The 25,414-nt window shown below is 60.4% G+C and carries 23 protein-coding genes; 11 read left to right on the forward strand and 12 right to left on the reverse strand.

Translation table 11 applies throughout. From position 1 onward, the window contains the following. Nucleotides 1-162: 162 nt before the first annotated feature. A complete protein-coding gene (locus tag M5C56_RS22820; protein ID WP_103496666.1) occupies nt 163-618 on the reverse strand; it encodes a DciA family protein in 456 nt (151 codons plus the stop codon). A 307-nt stretch (nt 619-925) separates the two neighbouring features. Between M5C56_RS22820 and secA the strand changes: the two genes are divergently transcribed. The 3 genes from secA (at nt 926) to M5C56_RS22835 (ending at nt 5,970) form a co-directional block, all read left to right on the forward strand. Beyond that, nucleotides 926-3,661, forward strand: a complete 2,736-nt coding sequence (gene secA / locus M5C56_RS22825) for a preprotein translocase subunit SecA (protein WP_103496667.1) — start codon at nt 926-928, stop codon at nt 3,659-3,661. Between the two features lie 121 nt (nt 3,662-3,782). Further along, a complete protein-coding gene (argJ, locus tag M5C56_RS22830; RefSeq protein ID WP_103496668.1) occupies nt 3,783-5,000 on the forward strand; it encodes a bifunctional glutamate N-acetyltransferase/amino-acid acetyltransferase ArgJ in 1,218 nt (405 codons plus the stop codon). Between the two features lie 28 nt (nt 5,001-5,028). After that, nucleotides 5,029-5,970, forward strand: a complete 942-nt coding sequence (locus M5C56_RS22835) for a Nudix family hydrolase (protein WP_103496669.1) — start codon at nt 5,029-5,031, stop codon at nt 5,968-5,970. Nucleotides 5,971-5,983: 13 nt separating this feature from the next. On the opposite strand, the gene M5C56_RS22840 is transcribed toward M5C56_RS22835, so the two are convergent. From M5C56_RS22840 to M5C56_RS22855, 4 genes are all read right to left on the reverse strand, one after another. After that, nucleotides 5,984-6,568 (reverse strand): cob(I)yrinic acid a,c-diamide adenosyltransferase, encoded by a 585-nt coding sequence (locus M5C56_RS22840; RefSeq protein WP_103496670.1) that lies wholly within the window; start codon nt 6,566-6,568, stop codon nt 5,984-5,986. A gap of 2 nt (nt 6,569-6,570) precedes the next feature. Continuing rightward, on the reverse strand, nt 6,571-8,607 hold the full coding sequence (locus tag M5C56_RS22845) for an ATP-binding protein (protein ID WP_103496671.1): 2,037 nt from the start codon (nt 8,605-8,607) through the stop codon (nt 6,571-6,573). A 122-nt stretch (nt 8,608-8,729) separates the two neighbouring features. After that, on the reverse strand, nt 8,730-9,647 hold the full coding sequence (locus tag M5C56_RS22850; protein ID WP_103496672.1) for a putative 2-dehydropantoate 2-reductase: 918 nt from the start codon (nt 9,645-9,647) through the stop codon (nt 8,730-8,732). Beyond that, nucleotides 9,647-10,600, reverse strand: a complete 954-nt coding sequence (locus M5C56_RS22855) for a diguanylate cyclase (protein WP_103496673.1) — start codon at nt 10,598-10,600, stop codon at nt 9,647-9,649. The genes M5C56_RS22850 and M5C56_RS22855 overlap by 1 nt, the downstream gene beginning before the upstream one ends. A 118-nt stretch (nt 10,601-10,718) precedes the next feature. On the opposite strand from M5C56_RS22855, the gene M5C56_RS22860 reads away from it, so the two are divergent. After that, entirely contained in the window at nt 10,719-11,204 is a 486-nt protein-coding gene (locus tag M5C56_RS22860; protein WP_103496674.1) for a YajQ family cyclic di-GMP-binding protein, read from the forward strand. A 125-nt stretch (nt 11,205-11,329) separates the two neighbouring features. Next, nucleotides 11,330-12,172 (forward strand): mechanosensitive ion channel family protein, encoded by an 843-nt coding sequence (locus M5C56_RS22865; protein ID WP_103496675.1) that lies wholly within the window; start codon nt 11,330-11,332, stop codon nt 12,170-12,172. A gap of 50 nt (nt 12,173-12,222) precedes the next feature. On the opposite strand, the gene M5C56_RS22870 is transcribed toward M5C56_RS22865, so the two are convergent. The 6 genes from M5C56_RS22870 to M5C56_RS22895 all read right to left on the reverse strand — a co-directional run bounded on the left by M5C56_RS22870 (nt 12,223) and on the right by M5C56_RS22895 (nt 19,458). Next, on the reverse strand, nt 12,223-13,419 hold the full coding sequence (locus M5C56_RS22870; protein WP_103496676.1) for a haloacid dehalogenase-like hydrolase: 1,197 nt from the start codon (nt 13,417-13,419) through the stop codon (nt 12,223-12,225). 2 nt (nt 13,420-13,421) lie between these two features. Continuing rightward, complete coding sequence (locus tag M5C56_RS22875; protein ID WP_103496677.1) at nt 13,422-14,489, reverse strand: ABC transporter ATP-binding protein; 1,068 nt, start codon at nt 14,487-14,489, stop codon at nt 13,422-13,424. A 74-nt stretch (nt 14,490-14,563) separates the two neighbouring features. Further along, nucleotides 14,564-15,349, reverse strand: a complete 786-nt coding sequence (locus tag M5C56_RS22880; RefSeq protein ID WP_103496678.1) for an ABC transporter permease — start codon at nt 15,347-15,349, stop codon at nt 14,564-14,566. After that, nucleotides 15,346-16,242, reverse strand: a complete 897-nt coding sequence (locus M5C56_RS22885) for an ABC transporter permease subunit (RefSeq protein WP_218171239.1) — start codon at nt 16,240-16,242, stop codon at nt 15,346-15,348. The genes M5C56_RS22880 and M5C56_RS22885 overlap by 4 nt, the downstream gene beginning before the upstream one ends. Before the next feature lie 93 nt (nt 16,243-16,335). Continuing rightward, nucleotides 16,336-17,442, reverse strand: a complete 1,107-nt coding sequence (locus M5C56_RS22890; protein ID WP_103496679.1) for an ABC transporter substrate-binding protein — start codon at nt 17,440-17,442, stop codon at nt 16,336-16,338. Nucleotides 17,443-18,114: 672 nt separating this feature from the next. Then, the gene (locus M5C56_RS22895) at nt 18,115-19,458 is read right to left on the reverse strand and encodes an OprD family porin (protein ID WP_103496680.1); all 1,344 of its coding nucleotides are present in this window, start codon (nt 19,456-19,458) and stop codon (nt 18,115-18,117) included. Nucleotides 19,459-20,417: 959 nt separating this feature from the next. On the opposite strand from M5C56_RS22895, the gene M5C56_RS22900 reads away from it, so the two are divergent. Together M5C56_RS22900 and M5C56_RS22905 are read left to right on the forward strand one after the other, a co-directional pair. After that, nucleotides 20,418-20,849, forward strand: a complete 432-nt coding sequence (locus tag M5C56_RS22900; RefSeq protein ID WP_103496681.1) for an HIT domain-containing protein — start codon at nt 20,418-20,420, stop codon at nt 20,847-20,849. Next, the gene (locus M5C56_RS22905; RefSeq protein ID WP_103496682.1) at nt 20,846-21,052 is read left to right on the forward strand and encodes a SlyX family protein; all 207 of its coding nucleotides are present in this window, start codon (nt 20,846-20,848) and stop codon (nt 21,050-21,052) included. The genes M5C56_RS22900 and M5C56_RS22905 overlap by 4 nt, the downstream gene beginning before the upstream one ends. Nucleotides 21,053-21,116: 64 nt before the next feature. Here M5C56_RS22905 and M5C56_RS32415 read toward each other — a convergent pair whose 3' ends face one another. Beyond that, entirely contained in the window at nt 21,117-21,722 is a 606-nt protein-coding gene (locus M5C56_RS32415) for a cold-shock protein (protein ID WP_103496683.1), read from the reverse strand. A 368-nt stretch (nt 21,723-22,090) separates the two neighbouring features. Between M5C56_RS32415 and M5C56_RS22915 the strand changes: the two genes are divergently transcribed. The 4 genes from M5C56_RS22915 (at nt 22,091) to aspS (ending at nt 25,408) form a co-directional block, all read left to right on the forward strand. After that, nucleotides 22,091-22,561 (forward strand): Dps family protein, encoded by a 471-nt coding sequence (locus tag M5C56_RS22915; RefSeq protein ID WP_100938823.1) that lies wholly within the window; start codon nt 22,091-22,093, stop codon nt 22,559-22,561. Nucleotides 22,562-22,822: 261 nt separating this feature from the next. Next, nucleotides 22,823-23,161 carry a ribbon-helix-helix domain-containing protein gene (locus M5C56_RS22920; protein ID WP_100939203.1) on the forward strand — a complete coding sequence of 113 codons (339 nt, stop codon included), beginning with the start codon at nt 22,823-22,825 and terminating at the stop codon, nt 23,159-23,161. 166 nt (nt 23,162-23,327) lie between these two features. Continuing rightward, nucleotides 23,328-23,549: a zinc ribbon domain-containing protein gene (locus M5C56_RS22925; protein ID WP_100938824.1), complete on the forward strand. Its 222-nt coding sequence runs from the start codon at nt 23,328-23,330 to the stop codon at nt 23,547-23,549. A gap of 83 nt (nt 23,550-23,632) precedes the next feature. Beyond that, nucleotides 23,633-25,408, forward strand: coding sequence for an aspartate--tRNA ligase (aspS, locus tag M5C56_RS22930; protein WP_103499438.1), 1,776 nt, complete (start codon nt 23,633-23,635; stop codon nt 25,406-25,408). Nucleotides 25,409-25,414 lie beyond the last annotated feature (6 nt).

Raw genomic sequence — 25,414 nt, forward strand, 5'->3', positions numbered from 1 at the left:
TGAAGGTATTCAATCCGAAAGTGCGCCGGATAATCCGTGGGAGCGGAGCTTGCCCGCGAAGAGGCCCTTGAGTTCGCCCAAAGCTTCGTCGGAATGCCGCCCGGACCAGGCTCCGCTCCCACAAGGACGGGTTCAAGCTCGGGTTGAGCGGTCGTGAAGGGCTCAGGCCTTGGGCTTGGCGTGGCTGGCCAGGCGCTCCAGGGCGGCGCGCAGGTTCGGGTCGCTGATGCCGTCGGCGGTGTCCTGGATGGTTTGCGCTGCGCTCACCGACAAATCCATGGTGTGGCCCACCGCGCCCTGGGGCACGGTCGGCGGCTGCACCTTGAACAGGATGCGGGTCAGGCTCTCGAACACCTCGAACGCCTGTAATTGCCGTTGCAGGCGTTTCTGCTGGTAGCGCAGGCGGGTCGCCCAGTGCCCGTCGGTGACGATCAGCAACAGGCTGCCTTCGCGCCACGACGCCACGTGGCAGTGCTCGCGGGCGGCGGGTTGCAGTTGGCTTTCCACCAGGCGCTGCAAATGCGCAAGGCGTTGGGCATGGCCGAAAATGGCTTTCAGCGGCTTGGCTTCGCGAAGCAGGGCGGCGGGAGCCCGGGCCGTGAGGGGGCGAAATGCCATGGTTCAGACACCTGAAGAAACAGAGTCGCCATGGTAGCAGAAGCGCCCGCTCTGCCCGCGGCCATTGATGTGAATCGTCTTTGGCCCTAAAGTCCGCGGTTAACGTCTGCACTCGATGGCTTGAAGTTCGGGAAAAAGACCTTATTTTAGAGTGGCCCCGTCACAGCGCTGTGCCAGCATCGTGGATTAACGCCACTTTCCTCACCATCGTTTCCGGGTAGAATACTCGTTCGCATGCGGCCATGAGGGCTGCTCGGGCGACTCACGGGGCCGCCCTCCATCCCTATGTGTGGAAGAACCTGCCGATATGTTTGCGCCTTTGTTAAAGAAACTTTTTGGAAGCAAGAACGAGCGTGAAGTCAAACGCATGCTCAAGACGGTACAGATCGTCAATGCCTTCGAAGAGCAAATGGTGGCCCTTTCGGACGAGCAGTTGCGTGCCAAGACCGGAGAGTTCAAGGCCCGCATAGCCCAAGGTGAGACCCTCGACACACTCCTGCCCGAAGCCTTTGCGGTCGCCCGCGAAGCCGGCAAGCGGGTCATGGGCATGCGCCACTTCGACGTGCAGTTGATCGGCGGCATGACCTTGCACGAAGGCATGATCGCGGAAATGCGCACCGGCGAGGGTAAAACCCTGGTGGCGACCCTGGGGGTTTACCTCAATGCGCTGTCCGGCAAGGGTGTGCACGTGGTCACGGTGAACGACTACCTGGCCCGCCGCGACGCCAACTGGATGCGCCCGCTTTATGAATTCCTCGGCCTGACGGTCGGCGTGGTCACGCCGTTCCAGCCGCCGGAAGAGAAGCGTGCCGCCTATGCCGCCGACATCACCTATGGCACCAACAACGAATTCGGTTTCGACTACCTGCGCGACAACATGGCGTTCAGCATGGAAGAGAAGTTCCAGCGCGAGCTGAACTTCGCCGTGATCGATGAAGTCGACTCCATCCTGATCGACGAAGCCCGCACCCCGCTGATCATCTCCGGCCAGGCCGAAGACAGCTCGCGGCTGTACACCGAGATCAACAAGCTGATCCCGCGCCTCCAGCTGCACGTCGAGGAAGTGGAAGGCGTGGTGACCAAGGAAGGCCACTTCACCGTCGACGAGAAGACCCGTCAGGTCGAGCTCAACGAAGCCGGTCACCAGTTCATCGAAGAGATGCTGACCCAGGTCGGCCTGCTGGCCGAGGGCGAGAGCCTCTATTCGGCGCACAACCTGGGCCTGTTGACCCACGTGTATGCCGGCCTGCGTGCCCACAAGCTGTTCAACCGCAACGTCGAATACATCGTCCAGGAAGGCCAGGTTGTCCTGGTGGACGAACACACCGGCCGGACCATGCCCGGCCGTCGCCTGTCCGAGGGCCTGCACCAGGCCATCGAGGCCAAGGAAAACCTGAATATCCAGGCCGAAAGCCAGACCTTGGCCTCGACCACCTTCCAGAACTACTTCCGCCTGTACACCAAGCTGTCCGGCATGACCGGTACCGCGGACACCGAAGCATTCGAGTTCCACCAGATCTACGGCCTGCAAGTGACGGTCATCCCGCCGAACAAGCCATTGGCGCGCAAGGACTACAACGACCTGGTGTTCCTCACCGCCGAAGAGAAGTACGCGGCGATCATCACCGACATCAAGGAGTCCCTGGCCCAGGGCCGTCCGGTGCTGGTGGGTACGGCGACCATCGAGACCTCCGAGCACATGTCCAGCCTGCTCAATAAGGAGAACATCGAGCACAAGGTCCTGAACGCCAAGTTCCACGAGAAAGAAGCGGAAATCATCGCCCAGGCCGGTCGCCCTGGCGCCCTGACCATCGCCACCAACATGGCCGGTCGCGGTACCGACATCCTGTTGGGCGGTAACTGGGAAGTCGAAGTGGCGGCCCTGGAAAACCCGACGCCTGAGCAGATCGCCCAGATCAAGGCCGACTGGCAGAAACGCCACCAGCAGGTGCTCGAGTCGGGCGGCTTGCAGGTGATCGCTTCCGAGCGTCACGAATCCCGTCGTATCGACAACCAGCTGCGCGGTCGCGCCGGTCGTCAGGGTGACGCCGGTTCCAGCCGTTTCTACCTGTCCCTGGAAGACAGCCTGATGCGTATCTTCGCCTCGGACCGGGTGAAGAACTTCATGAAGGCCCTGGGCATGCAGCCAGGCGAGGCGATCGAGCACCGCATGGTGACCAACGCCATCGAAAAGGCCCAGCGCAAGGTCGAAGGCCGCAACTTCGACATTCGCAAGCAACTGCTCGAGTTCGACGACGTCAACAACGAACAGCGTAAAGTGATCTATCACATGCGCAACACGTTGCTGGCCGCCGACAATATCGGTGAAACCATCGCCGACTTCCGTCAGGACGTGCTCAACGCCACCGTCAGCGCCCATATTCCTCCACAGTCGCTGCCAGAACAGTGGGACGTGGCGGGTCTGGAAGCGGCCCTGCAGAACGATTTCGGCGTGCAACTGCCGATCCAGCAGTGGCTCGACGAAGACGATCACCTGTACGAAGAGACCCTGCGCGAGAAGCTGCTCAGCGAGCTGCTGCTGGCGTACAACGAAAAAGAAGAGCAGGCCAGTGCCGAAGCGCTGCGCACCTTCGAGAAGCAGATCGTGCTGCGTGTGCTCGACGACCTGTGGAAAGACCACCTGTCGACCATGGATCATCTGCGCCACGGCATCCACCTGCGTGGTTATGCGCAGAAGAACCCGAAGCAGGAATACAAGCGCGAGTCGTTCACCCTGTTCTCCGAGCTGCTGGACTCGATCAAGCGCGATTCGATTCGTGTCCTCTCCCACGTCCAGGTGCGTCGCGAAGATCCGATCGAAGAAGAAGCGCGCCTGCGTCAGGAAGCCGAAGCCCTGGCCCAGCGCATGCAGTTCGAGCACGCTGAAGCCCCAGGCCTGGACGCGCCGGAAATCCTCGGTGAAGAAGTCGATGTCGCCCTGGCCACCGCGCCAGTGCGCAACGAGCAGAAGCTGGGCCGTAACGAACTGTGCTACTGCGGTTCGGGCAAGAAGTACAAGCACTGCCATGGTCAGATCAGCTAAGGTCTTTACCGGATACTGAAATACCTGCGCCGCGACCGGCATTAGCCGTCGCGGCGTTTTTCCATTTGAAACACTGCCCTTGTGACGGCAGTGCAGATATCACATTAAAAGGAGCGCTTTCATGGCTGTTGGTCTTGGTCCTTTGCCTACGTTGCACCCGGTTGCCGGTTTTGAACTCGGTATCGCCTCGGCCGGTATCAAGCGCCCTGGGCGCAAGGATGTGGTGGTGATGCGCTGCGCTGAAGGTTCCACGGTGGCGGGGGTGTTTACCCTCAACGCGTTTTGCGCGGCACCCGTGATCCTGGCCAAGCAGCGCGTCCAGGGCAACGTGCGTTATCTGTTGACCAACACCGGCAATGCCAACGCCGGAACCGGTGAGCCGGGCCTGGCCGCCGCCGCGCGGACCTGCGCCAAGCTGGCCGAGCTGACCGGTGTTGATGAAAGCGCCGTGCTGCCGTACTCCACCGGGGTGATCGGCGAGCCGTTGCCGGTAGAGAAAATCGAAGGCGCCTTGCAGGCGGCCCTGGATGACCTGTCCGTGGATAACTGGGCCGCTGCCGCCACCGGCATCATGACCACTGACACCCTGCCCAAGGGCGCCAGCCGCCAGTTCCAGCATGACGGCGTGACCATTACCGTCACCGGGATCAGCAAGGGCGCGGGGATGATCCGTCCGAACATGGCGACCATGCTCGGCTACATCGCCACCGACGCCAAGGTCTCCCGTGAGGTCCTGCACAGCCTGATGCTGGACGGTGCGAACAAGTCGTTCAACCGCATCACCATCGACGGCGACACTTCGACCAACGACTGCTGCATGCTGATTGCCACCGGCCAGGCCGGGCTGCCGGAAATCACCGAGGCTCGCGGGCCGTTGTTCGACGCGCTGAAAAAGGCTGTGTTCGAAGTGTGCATGGATGTGGCCCAGGCCATTGTTCGTGACGGCGAAGGCGCGACCAAGTTCGTCACCGTCGAAGTCAATGGCGGCGGCAATCACCAGGAATGCCTGGATGTCGGTTACACCGTGGCGCATTCGCCACTGATCAAGACCGCGCTGTTTGCCTCCGATCCGAACTGGGGCCGTATCCTCGCCGCCGTCGGCCGCGCCGGTGTGCCGGACCTGGATGTGAGCAAGATCGACGTGTTCCTCGGCGAAGTCTGCATCGCCAGCCGTGGCGCTCGTGCGGCGAGCTACACCGAAGAGCAGGGCTCGGCGGTAATGGCTCGGGAAGAAATCACCATTCGTATCGAATTGGGTCGCGGCCAGTGCAGTGAAACCATCTGGACCACCGACCTGTCCCACGAGTACGTGAAGATCAACGCGGAATACCGCACCTGATCCACAGGTTCGAGCAGGAGGTTTCAACGTGAAACGCGTTCATGTGGCGGCGGCGGTCATCCGGGGTGTTGACGGTCGCATCCTGATTGCCCGTCGGGCGGATACCCAGCACCAGGGCGGTCTCTGGGAGTTTCCCGGCGGCAAGGTCGAGGACGGCGAAGCCGTCCAGGTGGCCCTGGCCCGCGAGCTTCAGGAAGAGCTGGGCATCGTGGTCAGTGCTGCCCGACCGTTGATCAAGGTGCGGCACGATTATCCGGACAAGCAGGTCTTGCTGGATGTCTGGGAGGTTTCGGCTTTTACCGGCGACCCCCACGGTGCCGAGGGCCAGCCGCTGGCCTGGGTCAGTGCGCGGGAGCTGGCGGACTACGAGTTTCCGGCGGCCAACCAGCCGATTGTCGCCGCCGCCCGTTTGTCGGCGGAGTATCTGATTACTCCCGATGGCCTGGAGACTCCGCAGTTGCTCAAGGGGATCCAGAAGGCGATTGCCGGTGGGATCAAGCTGGTTCAACTGCGGGCGCCCAACGGTTATGACCCGAAGTACCGCGACCTGGCGGTGGACGCGGTGGGGTTGTGTGCGGGCAAGGCACAGCTGATGCTCAAGGGGCCTTTCGAATGGCTGGGGGATTTCCCGTCGGCGGGCTGGCACATGACGTCCGCGCAGTTGCGCAAGTACGCCAGTGCCGGGCGGCCGTTGCCGGCGGAGCGCTGGTTGGCCGCTTCGTGCCATAACGCTGAAGAGCTGGCCTTGGCCGAACAGATGGGCGTGGACTTTGTCACGCTGTCGCCGGTGCAACCGACGCAGACCCATCCGGAGGCGCAGCCGCTGGGTTGGGAGCAGGCCGGGCAGTTGATCTCGGGCTTCAACAAGCCGGTGTATCTGCTGGGCGGGGTTGGGCCGAACGAATTGCAGCGTGCCTGGGAAACCGGCGCACAGGGCGTGGCCGGTATTCGGGCATTCTGGCCGCAATAAGCACGGCTCTAGATCAGTGGGAGACCGGCTTCTTCGCCGCCTCCCACAATATCTCGGCAATCTTCTCGCGCCGTGCAATTACCCTTGCCGCCACAAACAGCAAGTCCGACAGCCGATTGATGTAAGCCAGGCCAACCCCTCCCAAAGGTTCAACGGCATTCAACTGCTGGCAACGCCGCTCGGCGCTACGGGCCTGGCTGCGGCAGATATGGGCCTGGGCAATCAGCATCGAGCCACCCGGCAGGATGAAGTTTTCCAGTGGGCCCAACTCTTCGTTCCAGCGATCAATGGCGGTTTCCAGGCGCTGGATCTCGGCCGCATCGAGGGCCTGGTAGGTCGGCATCGCCAGTTCACCGCCCAGATCGAACAACCGATGTTGAACCGGTGCCAGCACTTCGATCAGCTCATTCAACTCCGGATGAATCACCACCAGCTCCGCCAACCCGGCCAATAGCAGTCCCAGCTGGCTGTTGAGCATATCGACCTCGCCGATGGCTTCGATCCGCGGATGGTCCTTCGGCACCCGACGTCCATCGCCCAGTCCCGTTTCCCCGGCATCGCCGGTACGTGTGTAAATTTTCGACAGACGAAAACCCATGCTCAAGACTCCGCTTTGCTCAGTTCGGGAAGCGCCGCCTGGCTACCGGCCAACGGCAGGCGCAGGGTCACGCAGGTGCCCGCGCCCGGCGCCGATTGCACTTCCATCTGGCCTTTATGGTTATTGGTGATGATGAAGTAGGACACCGACAGACCCAACCCGGTGCCCTGGCCGATTTCCTTGGTGGTGAAGAAGGGTTCGAAGGTGCGCTTGCGGATATGCTCCGGCATGCCGACACCGTTGTCCTCGACCTGGATCTCTGCCCAGGGCGGATTCAGGCGGGTGCGCAGGGTAATGCGCCCGGGTTCGCGTTCGTCCTCGCGTTGGTGGATGGCCTGGGCAGCGTTTTTCAGCAGGTTCAACAGCACCTGCTCCAACTCGTTGGCGGTGCCCGGGACCGGGCCCAGTTGCGGGTCGAACTGGCGGATGATCGCCTGGCCCTTGAAGTCGAAGCCGATGGTCAGGTCGAAGTCGTTGCCGGCGATTTCCACCGCCTGGTCGATCAGCGCCGGCAGGTCGCAAGGGGCCATTTCACGGTTGCTGCGCCGGCTGAAGCTGAGCATATGGGTGACGATCTTCGCCGCCCGCGCGCCGGCCTGCTGGATGCCATCGAGCAGTTGCGGCACTTCGCGGCTTTGCAGGTAGCGGTTGACGGTGTCCAGATCGATGCCGGCCTGTTGCGCGTATTCGAGGTTCTTCGGCAGCTCCTTGGACAGGCGTCGGCGGATGTTCTGCACGTTGTGCAGGATGGCCCCCAGGGGGTTGTTGATTTCGTGGGCCATGCCCGCGGCCAAACCGCCGACCGAGAGCATTTTTTCCGATTGCACCATCATTTCCTCCAGCGACAGGCGCTGGGAGATATCGTCGATGCGAATCACCACGCCACGTCCGGCACCGCCCATCAGCGGGTAGAAGGTCAGGGCATAGTGGCGGGCTTCGTCGTCCTTGATCCAGGTCACCCGCTCGATCTTCGCCACGCTGTGTTGCTCGACGGTTTCCTTGAGCTGCGGCAGGAACGGCTTGAGCGGTTCGAAGGCGAGGAAGATCGGCTGGTTCAGCGCTTCGTCCAGCGGCGTGCCGGAGAGGGCGCTGGCTTCCTGGTTCCACTGGGTGACATAGAGTTGCTCGTCCAGGGCGATCAGGGCCGAGGGCATGGAGTCGATGATGCTGTTGAGGTAGTTCTGGAAGCCCGTGAGCTTTTTCTCGATCTTGCTGCGCACCTGGACTTCGAGTTCCAGCTTGCGGTTGGTGTGGCGGGTTTCCTCGGCCAGGCCCTGGGCCTGGTCGTAGGCGCCCTGGGCGTCATCGCGGGCGCGCTTGAGCTGCTGCTCCCGGGCCTCGATGCGCGACAGCATGGTATTGAAGGCTTCGGCCAGGCTGCCGATTTCGTCGTGGTTGCCGCGCGAGGCCCGCAATGAGTAGTTCTCTTCCCGGGTGACCTGGCGCGATAGCTCTTCGAGTTCGTGGATCGGTCGGGTAATCAGGCGCTTGATCTGGCGGGCGATGATCAGCCACAGCAGGATACTGAAGGTCAGGATGCCGAGGCTGGCGGTCAGGGTGCCGGTGTAGAACGCCACCGGCAGTTCGCTGCTGGCCACCAGCAACAGGTGTCCGGGCGCCGAGCCCGGGCGCGGCATCTCGATGACCTGGTTGCTGCGAAACTCGGTCAGGCGCCAGGCTTCGATATGGCGAAAGCGCTCCGGCAGTTTCAGGTGATCGCCGTGTTGCAGCTGCGCCATGCGATTGCCCGGACCGTCATAGATCGCGGCGGCGCGCAGCGGCGAGTAACTGTCGAGTTCCTTGAGCAGGGCCTCGGCGGCTTCCGGCGAGTCGAGGGCCTGGCTGATCAGGTTCGGGCTCGATATCAGTCGGCCGATGGTCTGCAAGGCCTGGGGTGCCATGCTCTCCTGGGAGATCCAGTAGGCGGCGCTGATGAACGTCAGGTTGGCGACCAGTAATACGGTGGTCAGCAGGACCAGTAGGGCGGCGAGAAGTTTTTGGCCGACCGGCAGGTTTTCGAGGCGCTGGCGCAGAGGCATCGGTTGTCCTGTTTCGAGAGGCGAATGGCGGCGGGCGGGGTTCGACTGCCGTGCCGTCCATAAGTGTATCAAACCGTCGCTTGAGCCCGGTCTTTTGCGCGGGACGGCTTATGTTGACGAGCTCAGGTGCTGGGCACGCCCTTTGCCATCAGATGGGCCACCAGCCGGTTATACAGGCGGCTCAGGTGCGGCAGGCTGCGGTGATGGCGGGCCGCCGCCGCGCAGGCATAACCCAGCAGGTAGCCGATCTCGGTGCGCCGCCCCTGGGTGACGTCCTGATGCATGGAGGAGTAGTTCGCCGCGGTGGCCTGGATCACCCGTTCCACTTCGCTCTGCAGGTCCAGGGCGGCGGCCGGCTGGCCGCAGCATTCGAGCAGTTCGGTCAGTTCGGCGCAGAGGGTGGCGACTTCACAATGGTGTTCCAGCAAGCCGCCGTTGCGGCAATCGTAGAGCACCGTCAGCGGATTGATGGCGCAGTTGAGCGCCAGCTTGCGCCAGAGTCGGGTGAGGATCTGGGTGTTCCATTCGTGGGGAATGCCGGCCAGTGTCAGGTCATCGAGCCAGTACGGTGGTTGCGGATGGGCAACGTCCCCCAGCCAGGTGAAACCGTGACCGGCGAACACCACGCGCCAGTCGCCGTCGCGAAAGGCGCCCTCGGTGCTGGAGGCGAACAGACAGCGGGCGTGGGGTGCGCGGGCCGCGACCGCGTCCTGGCTGCCGAGGCCGTTTTGCAACAACACCAGCTCTGCGCCGGGGGCGATTCGCGGCGCGAGGCGGGTGACTGCGGCCTCGGCATCGTAGGCCTTGCACGCGACCAGCAGGCGCTGGATGGGCGCAGGGCTGTCGAGGGGTTCGGCCGGAATCGCAAAACGTTGTTCCCGACCCTGTTCGACCAGGGTCAGGCCGCCTGCCGCTTCGTACGCCGCCAGCCGCGCCGCATCGCGCAGAATCAATGTCACCGGCAGGCCGGCCCTGGCCAACCGGGTGGCCCACAGGCTACCCAGGCTACCGGCGCCCAGTACATGCCAGTGGGTGCTCATCAGCTACGCGCCGGCAGGCGTTTGGCGCTGACCACGCCGCCGGCATAGGACTCGAGCAACAGGTGCTCGGACTCATCGAACAGGGTTTGCGGGTCCAGCGGGAAGCACTTGCTGTCCAGGCCGATCAGGCTGATGCCGGCCTTGAGCTCGATGGGACCTGCGTTGGTCATGAAGGTCTTGAGGTTCAGGCCTTCATGCAGGCGCTTGAAGCTGCTCGGGGCGCATTCCTGCAGGTCGGCCGGCAAGGTCATCAGGACGAAATGCCGCTCGTCCAGGCGCGCCAGTACATCCAGTGGCCGCACCAGTTGTTGCAGGCGGCGGGCGATGGCTTGCAGCAGCTCGTCGTAGAGGTCGTTGCCATATTGGCGTTGCAGCGACTCGGCCTGTTCGATCCCGATCAGCAGGTAGCAGATGGCTCCGCCGCGGGCCTGGACCTGGCGCAGGCTGTCGCTGAGCTTCTGGCGCAGGTAGCGGGCATTGCCCAGGCCGGTCAGGGAGTCCACCAGATTGCGCTGTTCGAGGCTGGCGATGTTCTGGCGCAACAGGCGGTTTTCCTGGCGCAGGCGCTGCAAGGTGTTGCACAGGCGGTCGGCGGCGAGCACCCGGGTCAGCAGATGGCGCTCGACATCGGCCGGGGCGAGCAGGTCGTCGATGTCGTTGTCCGAGGTCTCGTCCAGCAGGATCGAGGGCGATTGGTCGCTGATAAGGATCACGTAGGTGTTGTGATCGTTCATCTCGTCCCTTTGTCGGACCTTGGCGGCAAGCGCCAGACCTGCGCTTCCCGCGCAGATCAGCAGGCCGGCGGCCCGCTGGTCGAGTTGCTCCAGTGCCAGGACGCCGTCATTGGCCTGACGGATGTCCTGATAACCCGCGCGCTGGAGGCTGCTGCCCAGCGTACTGCTGGCCAGATTCTCATCACTCACCAGCAAAATGCTCAGATCCGGGTTCGGCATGGGTGACTCACAAGTGAATGAGTGGGAAGAACCGCTATAATGCTCGCGGATTTTAACCGTCAAACCAGGCGCGCTCCATCGGTATTGAGCGGCGCCGATTTTATTTTGGAGAAATACGATGCCGTCGTTCGACGTGGTATCCGAACTGGACAAGCACGAAGTCACCAACGCCGTCGAGAACGCCGTCAAGGAACTGGACCGTCGTTATGACCTCAAGGGCAAAGGCTCCTTCGAGTTCAAGGACAAGGAGCAGACCATCACCTTGACCGCCGAAGCCGAGTTCCAGCTCGAAGCCATGCTGGAGATCCTGCGCATGTCCCTGGTCAAGCGCAAGATCGACGTCAAATGCCTGGAAATCAAGGACGCCTACGCGTCCGGCAAGCTGATGAAGCAGGAAGCGACCTTCAAGGAAGGTATCGACAAGGACACCGCGAAGAAAATCGTCGCGCACATCAAGGACGCCAAGCTCAAGGTCCAGGCCGCCATCCAGGGCGAGCAGGTACGGGTTACCGGCAAGAAGCGTGACGATCTGCAGGAGGCGATTGCCAACCTGCGGGCCAAGGAATTCGATGTGCCGCTGCAATTCAACAATTTCCGCGACTGATCTAGGCTGTCAGGGAACCTCTGGGAGTTATCGGCGTCGGAGGGCCCAGCCACGGTGAAACGGTGGGTCGCCCTGCGCGGCAGGCATCGTTTCGTCGGGTCATCGCATGGTAACCGGAGAGAACAATGGATTTGAATGCACAAGTGGATCAGTTGGTGAAGGCCTCCGAGGCCTGGATCCCGATGATCATGCAATACGGCAGCCGTGTGCTGCTGGCTATCGTCACCCTGTGTATCGGTTGGTGGTTGATCAACAACCTGACCCGCCGCGTGGGCAAGCTGCTGGCGTTGCGCAATGCCGACCTGGCGCTGCAGGGGTTTATCAGCAGCCTGGCGAATATCATCCTCAAGGTGCTGCTGATTGTCAGCGTCGCCTCGATGATCGGTGTGGAGACCACCTCCTTTGTCGCGGCCATCGGTGCGGCAGGCCTGGCCATTGGTCTGGCGTTGCAGGGCAGCCTGGCGAATTTCGCCGGTGGGGTGTTGATTCTGTTGTTCCGGCCGTTTCGCCTGGGTGACACGATCACCGCGCAAGGGGTGACCGGGACGGTCGACAGCATCCAGATTTTCCACACCATCCTGCGTACCGGCGACAACCAGACGGTGATCATGCCCAACGGCAATCTGTCGAACGGCATCATCACCAACGCCAACCGCCAAGCCACCCGCAAGGTTGTGTTCGATGTCGGCGTGGATTTCCAGTCGAATCTGCAGGAGGCCCGCGAGGTGCTGCTGGAGATGGCCAAGGATCCGCGGGTGTTGGCCGATCCGGCGCCGGTGGTGGTGGTGTCCGCGCTGGGGGCTCATTCGATCACCATGTCCTTGCGGGTGTGGGTCAATACCGCCGATTACGGCGATGTCACCTTCCTGTTCAATGAGCAGGTGCGCGACCGTCTGAAAGCGGTGGGCATCGAGATTCCGTTTCCGCAGCACGTGGTGCGGATGTTTTCGGAAGAGCAGGCGAAGTAATCGAGGTCTTGATGCCCGGCCGCTGGGCCGGGCATCAAATCTGCCTGGGCTCAGGCTAGCAAGCGGGCTTCCGTGTGGCCGTAGCGCAAGGTTTTTTCATCGGCGTTGAAGCAGCCGGTGTGCTCGTCTCGGCCTTGCAGCACAAAGCGGGCGTCCGAACGGCCCAGGGTGGCGGCCGCCTGCTGGCTGTTCTCCCCAATCAGGCCTTTTTGCTGGCGGTTGATGATCACCCCCAGGCGTGTATCGGCAAAGTCCTTCATCATCCAGGCGTCGCCATCGCTGTCGCCGAACACCAGGGCTGGACCATAGCCTTTTTGCGCGACAAACACATTCTGGATACCGACGGTCTTGCCCGGTCCCCAGTTGAAGTGCCAGTCCTTTTTATACACATTGGTGTATTTGCCATCGATCATTTCCAGCTTCAGGCCGAGGACATTTTCCGGCGGCAGCCCGTAGCCGTATTTCGGATCGCAGGCAAAAACCCGCACCACGTCGTCGATTGATGCCGTGGAGATGTAGACATCGAAACCGTTGGTCCGCAAAGTTGCCATCAAGACCACAATTTCGGCATGCACGCGCATGCCGTGGAAGTGCACCGGCGCAACCCGGCCCGCGCGGCCAGGCATCTCTGTGCTGCTGTGGATAGGCGCCTGGCGCAATGCCTCGCCCAGGTTGTGTTCAATGGAGTCGGACACCATCGCCTGCAGTTCGGCCGTGGTGAAGTTCTTGTAGAAATAAATGATCCACTTGTAACCCACTTCCATCGGGTAGGTATCGCACAACGCACCGTATAAAAAGTAGAACTTGGCGCGGAAGTTCTGGAATTGCGCGCTGGCATGGATTTCCTCCAGGGGCTGGCTGCCAGCCAGTACCGCGCAGTGGGTGTACAACCATTGGTAGGCGTCGTTGATGTCGGCCGCCAGGTCTTCCATCGAGATACGCTGGCCGTCCAGATTGGTGTGATCGGCATGGAACCAGCCACCTGGCACATCCTGGCACAGGACTTCGGCAAACTCGCTCGGTGTCAGTTTGAACAGCAGGTTTTCGGCCTGGTACAACAACAGCGATTCCTCGGTGTCGTTCATGATGCAGGTATTGTCCCAGTCGAACACCGCATAGGGTTTTTTGGCCGGGTTGTAGTCGGCACTGCGGCAACCCCAGGTTTGCAGCAGTTGGTTGATGGCCCGGCGGTTGGCCGCAGACCAGCCCGCGGGTTGCGCGGGCAATACAAAGTTGTCGGTCGTCATGCTCAGGCCGTTTCTTCCAGTACCAAAAGATTATCGAATGAGAAACCCAGGGTGATGTTCTCGCCGCGCTGGGGCAGCGCACGGTGTGGATCGTTGAACACGTCGAGTGAGATGACCACCGTATCCATGCGTACCCGGATACGCACTACGGCGCCCAGAAAATCAACGTCTTCCACCGTCGCCGCCAGCGAGTTGCGCCCCGGGGTCGGCGGCTCCAGCACAATGGCCTCGGGTCGGATCGCCAGCGCGCGGGTTTGGCCTACGAAGGCATCAACGATAGGGTTCGATGTCACCAAAGACTGACCGCCCACGGAGATCTGGCCCGTCGCGGCATCCACCACCACGCCGGACAGCAGATTCAGCGTCCCGACAAAGGAGGCTACAAAACGGGTGCGCGGAAAGTTGTAGACCTCGCTCGGCGTGCCGATTTGTTCAACCCGGCCTTCACTCAGTACAACAATGCGGTCCGAGATCGACAAGGCTTCTTCCTGGTCATGGGTCACGAAGACCGAGGTGATGCCCAGTTCGCGTTGTACGGCACGGATCTCTTCGCGCAGCGACACGCGGATCTTGGCGTCCAGCGCGGACAAGGGCTCGTCCAGCAACAGCACCTGGGGCTTGCCGGCGAGCGCGCGGGCCAAGGCCACGCGCTGTTGCTGGCCGCCCGACAGCTGCGAGGGATAGCGCGCGCCCAGGGCCGCAAGGCCGATAAGCTTGAGCATTTCGGTGACGCGCTCATGGATCTGCTCCGCTGGCATCTTGGCCACCTTCAGGCCAAAGCCGATGTTCTCGGCCACCGTCATGTTGGGGAACAGCGCGTACGACTGGAACACCATGCCGATATTACGCTGGTTGGTCGGCGTGTGGGTCACATCCTTGCCATCGAATTTGATGGTGCCACCCGAGGGGCCCTCGAACCCGGCCAGCATGCGCAAAATCGTGGTCTTGCCGCAACCCGATGGGCCCAGAAAGGTGATGAACTCGCCACGGGCGATGTCCATCGTGAAGTCATGCACCGCGGTCTGAGCGCCGAAGGCTTTTTTCAGGTGGGAGATTTCAAGGAAAGCCATGGGATGTTTTTTCCGTCAATGTAGGGGTTACTACTCGGCTCAGTAGCCAGAACGCATGCCACCCAGGGATGTGCTTAAGGTCTTGCGTTCTTGGCATTGCGCCCGAACACCTGGATCAAGCCCATGGAGGCCCAGGTAATCATGAAGGCCATTACCGCCAGCGCGGACGGCTCGTACGCCTTGTTGGCGCCCACCAGTTGCAGGTAAGGCCCGAACGCGGGACGGTTCAACAGGCTGGCCATGGTGAACTCGCCGATCACCACGGCAAAAGTCAGGAACGCACCGGACAGAATCGCCGAACGCAGATTCGGGAAGATCACCTTGAACAGAATGGTGAAAGTGCCCGCGCCCAGCGCCTCGGCGGCCTCCGTCAGGGTGCGCACATCGATGGTGCGCAAGCCGGTATCGATCGAGCGGTACATATAGGGCAGCGACAAGGTGACATAGCTGCACACCAGCAGGAAGTCGGTGGACCGCTCGTTGCCGGTCAGCGGTATCCACGAGTTGCTGCCGAAGATGCGCAGATAGCCAAATACGATGACGATGGCCGGGATGACCAGGGGCAGCAAGGTGATGAACTCCACCAACGGGCGCAGTTTGGGCAGGCGCAATTGCACCCAGTAGGCGGTAGGTACGACCAGCAGCACGCCGACCACAATGGTGATGAGCGCCATCAGGATCGAATAGCCAAACGTGGCCTGGAACTGAGGGTCGCTAAACACCACCCGGTAGGCTTCGAAGCTGTATTCGCCGCGCAACATGCGCAGGCTGAATTCAAAGGTGGCCAGCAGTGGAATCAGGAAATAACTGGTGCCCAGGCCGATGGCGATCCAGGCACCCAAGCGAGAGGTGGATTTCATTTGCGGCCCTTTTCCGATTTGCTGCGCAGCCAGATATAGCCCGCGTTGGATACCCCGGTAATCACCACCATGCCCAGCGCCAGAGCGTAGCCCAGGTTCGGGTTGTGCAGCACGTCACCGCGGATCTGCGCATAGAGCAGGATGGGCACGATGTTCAAGGAGCTGCCGGTCAGCGCATAGGCGGTGGCCACCGCGCCAAAGGCGTTCGCAAACAGCAGCAGCATGGCGCCCATGATGCTCGGCCACAGCACCGGCAACGCAATATAGCGCCAGTAGTGGTAGGCGGTGCCGCCCAGGCAATCGCAGGCTTCGCGCCACTCGCGTCTGAGGCCTTCCAGTGCCGGGGACACGATCAGCACCATCAAGGGGATCTGGAAATACAGATAGGTCAGTGTCAGCCCGGTGAAGCTGAGGATGTTGAAACCGGTGGAATAGAGGTTGAAGCCCAGGTACTTGTTCATCAGCGCGGTCACCAGACCCACCCGCCCCAGCGTGGCCAGGAACGCGAAGGCCAGCGGCACGCCGGCGAAGTTGGAGGCCACGCCCGAAAACGTCATGAGGGTCGGGCGAATCCACTCGGGCAGTTTGCCCTGGACGGCCGCCCAGGCCAGCAGGAAGCCGATGATTCCGCCGCCCAGGGCCGACGCGGCACTGATGCGAAAGCTGATCCAGTAGGCGCTGACCACGTTCGGGTCGGCCAGGCCGGCGATATTGGCCAGGGTGAAATGGCCGGAGGCGTCCTGGAAGGCCCCTACCATCAGATAGCCGGTGGGCAAAATCAAAAACAGGATGGCGAACACCAGAAAGGGCAGCACACCCAGCCAGTGCCAATTGAGCGACCTGCCCGGTATGGACGGTGTCGCGGGTTTTGCAGAACTCAAGGTATCAGTCAAGTGAAGCCCGCCTTTCAAGCAGCCATCCAGCCCATGAAATGACTGGCATGGCCGGTGAAGGCCATGCCAGTGCAAAAAGCCATCGAAGGCCGGTTACTTCACACTGGCGCCGACCAGGGTGTCCCACTGCTTGGTGATGGCTTCTTTGCTCGAGTTCTGCTGGTCCAGAGTCGGGAACACGGCCTTGGCATAGCCTTCCGCGGGTGGCAGCTTGTCGAGCATGGCCTTGGGCAGCTTGTTGTTGGTCACCAGGTCGTTGAAACGGATCGGGTGGCAGTAGCCATTCAGCCAGCCCACCTGGCCTTCGTCCGAATACAGGTATTCCAGCCACAGCTTGGCGGCATTCGGGTGCGGGGCATAAGCGCTGATGGCCTGTACATACACGCCCGCGACCACGCCCGACTTGGGCACGACCACTTGCACATTGGGGTTGCCCTTGAGTGCGTCGCGGTCGGCCAGGGCGTTGTAGTCCCAGCGGATGATGATCGGGGTGGTACCTTGTGCCAGGGAGGCGGCCTTGCCGATCACCGGCACAAAATTGCCGGCTTTGTTCAGATCGCCGAAGAACTTCAGGCCGGCAGCGGCGGCCTTGGTGGGATCCCCACCCGCGGCGGCAATACCGGCCGCATAGATGCCCTGGATGGCCTGGTTGGCGGAGCGCGGGTCGCCCGCCAAGGCCACGGAGTTCTTGTAATCGGCCTTGAGCAGGTCGCTCCAGTCGGCCGGGATCGAGCTGATCAGGTCGGTGTTGACTTCAAAGGCCAGCACGCCGTAGTAGTCGCCATACCAGTAGCCTTCCGGATCTTTCACCGAGTCAGGGATGGTCGCCCAGCTGGCGACCTTGTAGGGCTGCAGCAAGCCGGCAGCCTTGGCCTGGGGGCCGAAAGACAGGCCGACGTCGATGGTGTCGGGCGCTTGCGGCCCCTTGTTGTCCTTGTTGGCCTTGATGGCTTCGAGTTCGTCGCCCGAACCGGCGTCAGGGTTCAGTTCGTTGACCTTGAGGCCATACTTGGCTTTGAAGTTCTTGATCTGGTCGCCATATCCGCACCAGGAGTTCGCCAGGGCGATCACCGTCAGTTCGCCCTCTGCCTTGGCCGCTGCGACAAGTTCCGCCGAGGCGGCCGATGCATTTTGTGCGCAGACTAGAGCCGTGGAGATGGCTGCTGTTAGAGCAAGGACTTTGAATGTTTGACGTGGCATATCACTTCCTTTTCGGTATCCGGTAGAGGGGAGTTTGACGGCGGAAGATCAGGCACAGCGAACCAACTTGGCGCAATGGCAAGGTATGACATCTATTATGTAAACAATCAGCCGACACCTGGCCTGGGCGGCAGTACAGGGAAGAAAGGTAACTTTCAGAGCTTCAATTGCATACTACTGTCGGCGCTGTGCCTGCGCAATCGTAGTGGTGATTTATGACTTTTTCGCGACAAATTGGTCGTAATTAGGAAAGTGTGAATCAAAATGGGGGCGGCGTTGGGGAGGTGGGCGCGTGGACGCCGATATCATAGGTGTTTCAGATAGGGCTTCATTGCTGTTTGAGGTAGAGAAAGAGGTTGCCGGATTCATTTTTGAACCCTTGAACTGATATTTCAGATCCTATCTGACTTAAGGTTTAGCTAGAGATCGCATGATTTAATAAGGGCTACACAGTGCAAGGTTATCCTTGTTGCGCAGGTAAGGTTGTGATGCTTTGATGTTGTCAAAAAATAGGGTGGTCACGGACGGCATGAACTCGACGCGTTCATACTCAGGTGCAAAGAACCGGCTCGCGTTGGGACTTTCATCCATATGATTACGCTCATGCACACATAAAAAAGGCCCATCACCGGGATGGGCCTTTTATTCAAGACTTCAAGCGAGTGTTACGAATTACATCTTGATCGCCATGAGATCAAGTGGGTACTCGGTGATCAGGCGGAACTCGTCGATGTTACCATCGGCCTGAGCAGCATTACCACGATGCCAAGCTTGGCGAGCACGGAAAGACAAGTCTTTCAGAGGGCCGCTCTGAACAACGTACTTGGCTTCCAGGTTGGTCTCGTGGTGATGACCATCTGCGCCGTAGCCATAGGCACGGTAAGGACTGTCAGCAGCCATCTTGGTGCCATCGATACCCGAACCATGTGCATAACGAGCCATGAAGCTCAGGCCGGGTACGCCATACTCGGCCATTTTCAGGTCATAACGAGCTTGAATGGATTTCTCTTCTGGGCCGTTGAAGTCAGAGTACTGAATCGAGTTGGCCAAGAAGATCGAGTCGCCACCTCTGTTGTTGTCACCCACACCGATGTAGTCGAACGGCGTGTCACCGTGTACGCGCTGGTATGCCAGGGTAAAGGTGTGAGCCTTCAGGAAGGAGTAGGCTGCTGCCAACGAATAGGTGGTGTTGTCGATTTTACCTGCTTTCGCTGCCCCGGTGTCGGTGGTGCGGTACAGGTTGAAGTCGAAGTTCAAGGACTGATCAGTAGCCAGCGGAATGGTGTAGTTCACGTTGGTGTAATACTGGTCCCAAGTGTCCTTGAATTTGGAGCCGTACAGGGAAACGGTCAGGTTGTCGTTGATCCCGTACTTACCGCCCAGGTAATCAGCGGTCTCGACCTCGGTATTTGCGTATTGTGTCCAGAGCTTACCATCAAGCGAGGTTTTGTCCTGGCTGCTGCCTGCATAAAAATGACCGGCTTCAAGATCGAGATCTTTGATTTCGCTGCTCTGCAGTTGGAACCCACGAGCGGTCTGTTGGAACAGACGGCTACCACCCACCGCAAATACAGGTGCAGTGCTTGGGCTGAAGTCGCCGAATTTCAGCTCGGTTTTGGAAATACGAACTGCAACGTCAGCACCAGCTTTACCGAAGCTGTTGTTGTTGTCCCCATTGGCTTGGCGGCTCAGGTTGCCCGAACCCGACTGGGAGTCCGTGCCGTCCAGTTTGAAGCCGGCATCGCCGAAGCCTTCAACCTTTACACCAACGGTGCCTTGGGTGTAGCCGGAGCTGAATTTGCCGAGAACACCTTGGGTCCAGTCTTTCTGGTCATTGGCGTGGTTGTCTTTTTTGTTTCGGTTGAAGTAGTAGTTCTTCAGAACCACGCCAGCCGAAGCGCCTTCAACGAAACCGGTGGCGGTAGACTGGTCGGCTACGAACGGTTCGGCCATAGCCAGTTGGGAACCTGCTGCAGAAACAGCCAGGGCGATCATGCTCCACTTCATCACGCGCATCGTGATTTGCTCCTTTGGTTTAGGAAGAGTACTGCCGTCCCACCTGTATTTTTGTCTGGGCGGCTCTTTCTTTTTTGTGTCGGCGCAAACTTATATCACGCTGACAAACTTGGCGATACTTGCACACCTATCCTTGCGGCTTCTTTACGAGCCTGTCGCAAAAAGCTAGCTCCATGTCGCAAATTCACAGCCTTTGTACAACGGCTGCACAACTTCAGCGCTGTTTTCAGCGGAATGAGCATAGAAGCAAATGGTCTATGTTCAAGCCCTGAATTCTCCATGGGCGCACTGCACTGCGTTGTCTCGGTGTCGCAGGGGCTTCAGCGTCCGGGCCGACCCTCTGTCGCGACTATTCACTTACCAATGCAACAAGCATGCACAAAGTGAAAAATTCGTGAGAAAAAATTTACCTGGCACCGTCATCAGGCTGAAACCCTTGTGAAACCTAGGGTGGTCGGCGTTTACGCCGGCGCTTGACGTAGTGCTTTTCCTTGTGCTGCTAATCCGTTGAAAATCCATGGAAAGCCAAAAACGTTACCGGTCCACACTCCGACTGGGTAGTCGGTGACTGAAGCGTGCACTGATAGTAGTCGTAGTGTGCGGTTTTGGTGCAAAAAACCGATTTGCAGTTTCGATGCGGACATTGGCTGCAGGCAAGGCGGCTTTTTTGTCCCTGGAGTCAGCTCTCGCCCTCCATGACGTAGGCAGAGGATTTCAGAAAAAAGTGACATTTTTATGGCTGGTTGGGTTTTTTTCTGGCTGGTGTGTAATTTTGTGGTGTTTGTTGTCCTGAAAAAGCGCGGCTTGTTCCATTCTGGAGCAGGCGCTGCCCTGTATTCGCCCATTTGCCGTCATCGCGGTCGAGGGTCGTGAATCGGCGGCCGATCACGGGTATCCTGACGGCCTGTCGCCGGGCCTTTGCCGGGCGCAAACCTATCCGTCACGCAGGAGTATTCACGGTGTTCGTTCTCGATTCGCGCCTTCAACAAGACACCTTGCCGATGGGCGACTTGCCGTTGTGCCGCGTGCTGCTGTCCAATGATGCGAACTATCCCTGGTTCATCCTGGTGCCACGGCGCGCGGATATCAGTGAAGTGTTCCAGCTGGAGGCCGCCGATCAGCAGCAGTTGTGGCGCGAGACCACGGAGCTGGCGCAGCTGCTCCAGGTCACCTTCAAGGCGGACAAGATGAATGTCGCGGCCCTGGGCAATGTGGTCAGTCAGTTACATATGCATGTGATCGTTCGTCGCCGCGACGATGTGGCCTGGCCGGCACCGGTCTGGGGCAAGCAGCCGGCCCGGCCTTATACCGAGGAGGAGGTCGGGGTGATTCGCGAGCAGTTGCGCGTGGCGTTCCAGCGTGACCCGCGTTTTGTGCAGGCGGACGTATGAACCTTGAAGATCGCGTGACCGAACTGGAAAGTCGCCAGGCGTTTCAGGATGACACCATCCAGGCGCTCAATGATGTGCTGGTGGAGCAGCAGCGGGTGGTCGAGCGCCTGCAACTGCAGATGGCCGCTTTGCTCAAGCGTCATGAAGAAATGATGGGGCAGTTCGACTCCTTCGAGGAGGAAGCGCCGCCGCCGCATTATTGACAGCAATCCGTAGGCATAAAAAAACGCGAGGCAGCCAGACTGCCTCGCGTTTTTTTGTGGCCGATCAGCGGCGCGGCAGGGCCGCGATCACGTCCTCGGCTTGCAAGCCCTTGTCCCGGTTCATCACCGAGAACTCCACGCGCTGGCCTTCGACCAGGACGCGATGGCCTTCGCCACGGATGGCGCGGAAGTGCACGAAAATATCATCGCCGGAATCCCGCGAGATAAAGCCGAAACCCTTGGAGGTGTTGAACCACTTCACGGTACCGGTATCGCGATTGCTCATGTCGTAGTTGTGGGAAGCCGCCGCCGGGGAAGATTTCTTGTAGAAACTCACCGCCAGGTGCAGCAATACGGCAATCACGGCGGCCAGCAGACTCGGAAGCACGGCGGGTTGGCCGCCGATCAGGGTCAATGGGGCGAGCAGGGTGAGGATTTGTAGTGCCACGGCGATGATCAGCAGGATGCTGACCAGGATTTGCAGTTGATGCCGTGGGCCCTTGTTCCAGTAAGGAATGACTGGCGCGAGGGTCAGGTTGAGCAAGCCGAAGAATGCCAGGTACAGCGCATCAGGTTGTTGCAGGTAAGGCAGGGCTTCGGATCGCAGGCTGGGGATAAAGGACAGCAGCAGGGCAACGGCGCCCGTTAGCAGGTGGACGATTTTCAACATTTTGATTGACTCACTCAAGACGGATCACAAGGAAGAGCGGGTGGCACACGGTTCGCTTCTGGAAAAAAGGTGAGGCGTTGGGCACGTGTGGGCATCCGCCTATGCGTCACTGCCAGAAATTCGACAGTCACGACACAGCCTCTATTTAACAGCAAAGCCCATGCCTTCTCAAACTTCGGCGCCGGGCCGCTGTCGGAGAGTTTGCGGTGGGGCAGGGCCGGTGCCGACGCGGCCCGCGGGCCAGACGCCTGCCGGTGGTCGCCGTGGCGGATTTGTCGCAGTCGTCGCGGCTGCGCGAGTCGTAGGCGCTTGCTAGAGTGGTCCTGCACCTGCGAAGACGATGATCCATTCTGACCAAGGGGATACATATGGCTATTGATATCGGTATCAGCGAAGCAGACCGTAAATCCATTGTTGAAGGTCTTTCCCGTCTGTTGTCGGACACCTACGTGCTGTACCTGAAAACCCACAACTTTCACTGGAATGTCAGCGGGCCGATGTTCCGCACGCTGCATTTGATGTTCGAAGAGCAATACAACGAACTGGCCCTGGCCGTCGACCTGATCGCCGAACGTATCCGCGCCCTGGGTTTTCCCGCGCCGGGGACCTATTCCACCTACGCCCGTCTGTCCTCCATCAAGGAAGAAGAAGGGGTACCGAGTGCCGAGGAGATGATCAAGCAACTGGTGCAAGGCCAGGAAGCGGTCACCCGCACGGCGCGGGGCCTCTTTCCGTTGCTGGACAAGGTCAGTGACGAACCGACCGCCGACCTGCTGACCCAGCGCATGCAAGTGCATGAGAAGACCGCCTGGATGTTGCGCGCCCTGCTCGAAGGCTGAGCCCGCGCCGGTGCGAATGAAGCCGCCGCGCTTCATTCGCGCCGACGTGCCCGCGCCCCCCCCCCCCGCGTATTCGCAACGGCGCAGGCCTTCGCCTGGTCGCGGCCCCAGGCTTTTCGTTGTTCTTCCTTATTAATGGACTCTTCCTACGGAGGCTGTGGTGCAGTCTGCTGGATAGGGTTTTTTACTTAATGTTTTATGTCAGGAGGTTTGCCAGGAGCGCCTTTATTCAAAGGTGTGCAGCGACGGAGTGCGATGAAAATGGTTCAGTGGGTAGGGCATGAGGTGGGGAGTTCCGGTTGTTTGCGCAAGACCCGGGTGGATCCCCTGTTGCTGGATTTCGATATTGGATTGGCGAAGCCCGTTTCGCGTTCGGTGCGTTTGAATGGTTTTGCCACCTGCTTGCGTCTGGAGGAGGTTTATTGGAAGGTACTGGCCGATATTGCCAATACCCATGAATGTACAGTCAATGCCTTGCTGTCCAATGTGGACATGGAGGTTCATCTGCGCTACGGCGGGGTGAAGAATTTCAGTGGTTTGATTCGCGTGGTCTGTGTCGTCCATCTGCTGACGTTGGGCGGTTTGTCCCGGGCCCTCTAGGCTTGTTCTGACGTCTCGGTGGATTGGCGAGACGGCATGGGCTGGGGCGTTGACCGGTCCACGGCTGCAAAGGCTCGATTTAACGGATATAATCCCGCTCTTTGCTGCATGGCCCGTCCCGGGCTCGGGCAGCAGTGTTGCCGTTATCTGATTGCCGAGACGCCCCATGCCCATGTACGACTATCAATGCGCTTCCTGCGGTCATCAGCTGGAAGCCATTCAAAAGATCAGTGATGCACCGCTGGTCGACTGCCCGGCCTGCCAGGCACCGCAATTGAAGAAAATGCTCTCCATGCCGGGTTTCCGCCTCAGCGGTAGCGGCTGGTACGAGACGGATTTCAAGACCGGCAGCAAGAAAAACCTGGCAGGTGGCGATAAAGCCGACTGAAATAAGCGACACGAGCGGGCGCTTGTCGCGTTGCCAAGACAAGACCTCCACCGAAATCGAATGACTAGAAGCGAACCACGACCATGATGCGCAGCCATTATTGCGGCCAACTGAACGAGAGCCTGGAAGGCCAGGAAGTCACCCTTTGCGGATGGGTCCACCGTCGTCGCGACCATGGCGGGGTGATTTTCCTCGATATCCGTGACCGCGAAGGTCTGGCCCAGGTGGTCTTCGACCCTGATCGCGCCGACACTTTCGCCGCCGCCGATCGCGTGCGCAGCGAGTACGTGGTCAAGATCACCGGCAAGGTCCGCCTGCGTCCGGCCGGTGCCGGCAATGCCAACATGGCGTCCGGTGCCATCGAAGTGCTGGGTTACGAGCTGGAAGTGCTGAACGAAGCGGAAACCCCGCCGTTCCCGCTCAACGAATACTCCGACGTCGGCGAAGAAACCCGCCTGCGTTATCGTTTTATCGACCTGCGTCGTCCGGAAATGCTCGACAAGCTGCGTCTGCGTTCGCGCATGACCACCAGCATTCGTCGTTACCTGGACGAAAACGGCTTCCTCGACGTCGAGACGCCGATCCTGACCCGTGCGACTCCCGAAGGCGCCCGTGACTACCTGGTGCCGAGCCGCACCCACGCCGGCAGCTTCTTCGCCCTGCCGCAATCGCCGCAGCTGTTCAAGCAACTGCTGATGGTGGCCGGCTTCGACCGTTACTACCAGATCGCCAAGTGCTTCCGCGACGAAGACCTGCGGGCCGATCGCCAGCCGGAATTCACCCAGATCGACATCGAGACCAGCTTCCTCGATGAAAAAGACATCATGGGCCTGACCGAAGGCATGATCCGCAACCTGTTCAAGGAAGTGCTGGGTCTGGAATTCGGTGAGTTCCCGCACATGACCTGGGACGAGGCCATGCGCCGTTACGGCTCCGACAAGCCGGACCTGCGTATCCCGCTGGAACTGGTGGACGTTGCCGACCAGCTCAAGGACGTTGAGTTCAAGGTGTTCAGCGGCCCGGCCAACGACCCGAAATGCCGTGTGGCCGCCTTGCGCGTCCCGGGCGCGGCGAGCATGCCGCGCAGCAAGATCGACGAGTACACCAAGTTCGTCGGCATCTACGGTGCCAAGGGCCTGGCGTACATCAAGGTCAACGAACGCGCCAAGGGTGTTGAAGGTCTGCAGTCGCCGATCGTCAAGAACATTCCCGAGGCCAACCTCAACGTGATCCTCGATCGCGTCGGTGCGGTCGACGGCGACATCGTCTTCTTCGGTGCCGACAAGTCCAAGATCGTCAGCGAAGCCCTGGGCGCGCTGCGGATCAAGGTCGGTCATGACCTCGAACTGCTCACCTGCGAGTGGGCACCGATGTGGGTCGTCGACTTCCCGATGTTCGAAGAAAACGAAGACGGCAGCTTCACCGCCTTGCACCACCCGTTCACCGCGCCGAAGTGCTCGCCGGAAGAACTGGCGGCCAACCCGGCCACCGCTTTGTCCCGCGCCTACGACATGGTTCTGAACGGCACCGAGCTGGGTGGCGGTTCGATCCGTATCCACCGCAAGGAAATGCAACAGGCGGTGTTCCGTCTGTTGGGTATCAGCGAAGCGGAACAGGAAGAGAAGTTCGGCTTCCTGCTCGACGCGCTGAAATACGGTGCTCCGCCCCACGGTGGCCTGGCCTTCGGCCTTGACCGCCTGGTGATGCTGATGACCGGCGCCCAGTCGATTCGCGAAGTGATCGCGTTCCCGAAAACCCAGAGCGCGGCCTGTGTCATGACCCAGGCGCCAGGGCTGGTGGACGCCAAGGCACTGCGCGAGCTGCATATCCGCCTGCGCGAAGCCCCCAAGGCAGAGTAAGACTGA

This window comes from Pseudomonas sp. MWU13-2862, from assembly GCF_023242495.1.
Classification (GTDB): Bacteria; Pseudomonadota; Gammaproteobacteria; order Pseudomonadales; family Pseudomonadaceae; genus Aquipseudomonas; species Aquipseudomonas gingeri_D.

Excerpts from the sequence above, each read along its gene's own strand:
- M5C56_RS22920 (WP_100939203.1), top strand. The coding sequence starts at position 22,823 with ATGGTTCAGTGGGTAGGGCATGAGGTGGGGAGTTCCGGTTGTTTGCGC.
- M5C56_RS22865 (WP_103496675.1), top strand. The coding sequence starts at position 11,330 with ATGGATTTGAATGCACAAGTGGATCAGTTGGTGAAGGCCTCCGAGGCC.
- M5C56_RS22850 (WP_103496672.1), bottom strand. The coding sequence starts at position 9,647 with ATGAGCACCCACTGGCATGTACTGGGCGCCGGTAGCCTGGGTAGCCTG.
- M5C56_RS22860 (WP_103496674.1), top strand. The coding sequence starts at position 10,719 with ATGCCGTCGTTCGACGTGGTATCCGAACTGGACAAGCACGAAGTCACC.
- M5C56_RS22925 (WP_100938824.1), top strand. The coding sequence starts at position 23,328 with ATGCCCATGTACGACTATCAATGCGCTTCCTGCGGTCATCAGCTGGAA.
- argJ (WP_103496668.1), top strand. The coding sequence starts at position 3,783 with ATGGCTGTTGGTCTTGGTCCTTTGCCTACGTTGCACCCGGTTGCCGGT.
- M5C56_RS22875 (WP_103496677.1), bottom strand. The coding sequence starts at position 14,489 with ATGGCTTTCCTTGAAATCTCCCACCTGAAAAAAGCCTTCGGCGCTCAG.
- M5C56_RS22845 (WP_103496671.1), bottom strand. The coding sequence starts at position 8,607 with ATGCCTCTGCGCCAGCGCCTCGAAAACCTGCCGGTCGGCCAAAAACTT.
- M5C56_RS22880 (WP_103496678.1), bottom strand. The coding sequence starts at position 15,349 with ATGAAATCCACCTCTCGCTTGGGTGCCTGGATCGCCATCGGCCTGGGC.
- M5C56_RS22905 (WP_103496682.1), top strand. The coding sequence starts at position 20,846 with ATGAACCTTGAAGATCGCGTGACCGAACTGGAAAGTCGCCAGGCGTTT.
- M5C56_RS22915 (WP_100938823.1), top strand. The coding sequence starts at position 22,091 with ATGGCTATTGATATCGGTATCAGCGAAGCAGACCGTAAATCCATTGTT.
- M5C56_RS32415 (WP_103496683.1), bottom strand. The coding sequence starts at position 21,722 with ATGTTGAAAATCGTCCACCTGCTAACGGGCGCCGTTGCCCTGCTGCTG.
- M5C56_RS22870 (WP_103496676.1), bottom strand. The coding sequence starts at position 13,419 with ATGACGACCGACAACTTTGTATTGCCCGCGCAACCCGCGGGCTGGTCT.
- M5C56_RS22855 (WP_103496673.1), bottom strand. The coding sequence starts at position 10,600 with ATGCCGAACCCGGATCTGAGCATTTTGCTGGTGAGTGATGAGAATCTG.
- secA (WP_103496667.1), top strand. The coding sequence starts at position 926 with ATGTTTGCGCCTTTGTTAAAGAAACTTTTTGGAAGCAAGAACGAGCGT.
- M5C56_RS22820 (WP_103496666.1), bottom strand. The coding sequence starts at position 618 with ATGGCATTTCGCCCCCTCACGGCCCGGGCTCCCGCCGCCCTGCTTCGC.
- M5C56_RS22895 (WP_103496680.1), bottom strand. The coding sequence starts at position 19,458 with ATGCGCGTGATGAAGTGGAGCATGATCGCCCTGGCTGTTTCTGCAGCA.
- M5C56_RS22840 (WP_103496670.1), bottom strand. The coding sequence starts at position 6,568 with ATGGGTTTTCGTCTGTCGAAAATTTACACACGTACCGGCGATGCCGGG.
- aspS (WP_103499438.1), top strand. The coding sequence starts at position 23,633 with ATGATGCGCAGCCATTATTGCGGCCAACTGAACGAGAGCCTGGAAGGC.
- M5C56_RS22890 (WP_103496679.1), bottom strand. The coding sequence starts at position 17,442 with ATGCCACGTCAAACATTCAAAGTCCTTGCTCTAACAGCAGCCATCTCC.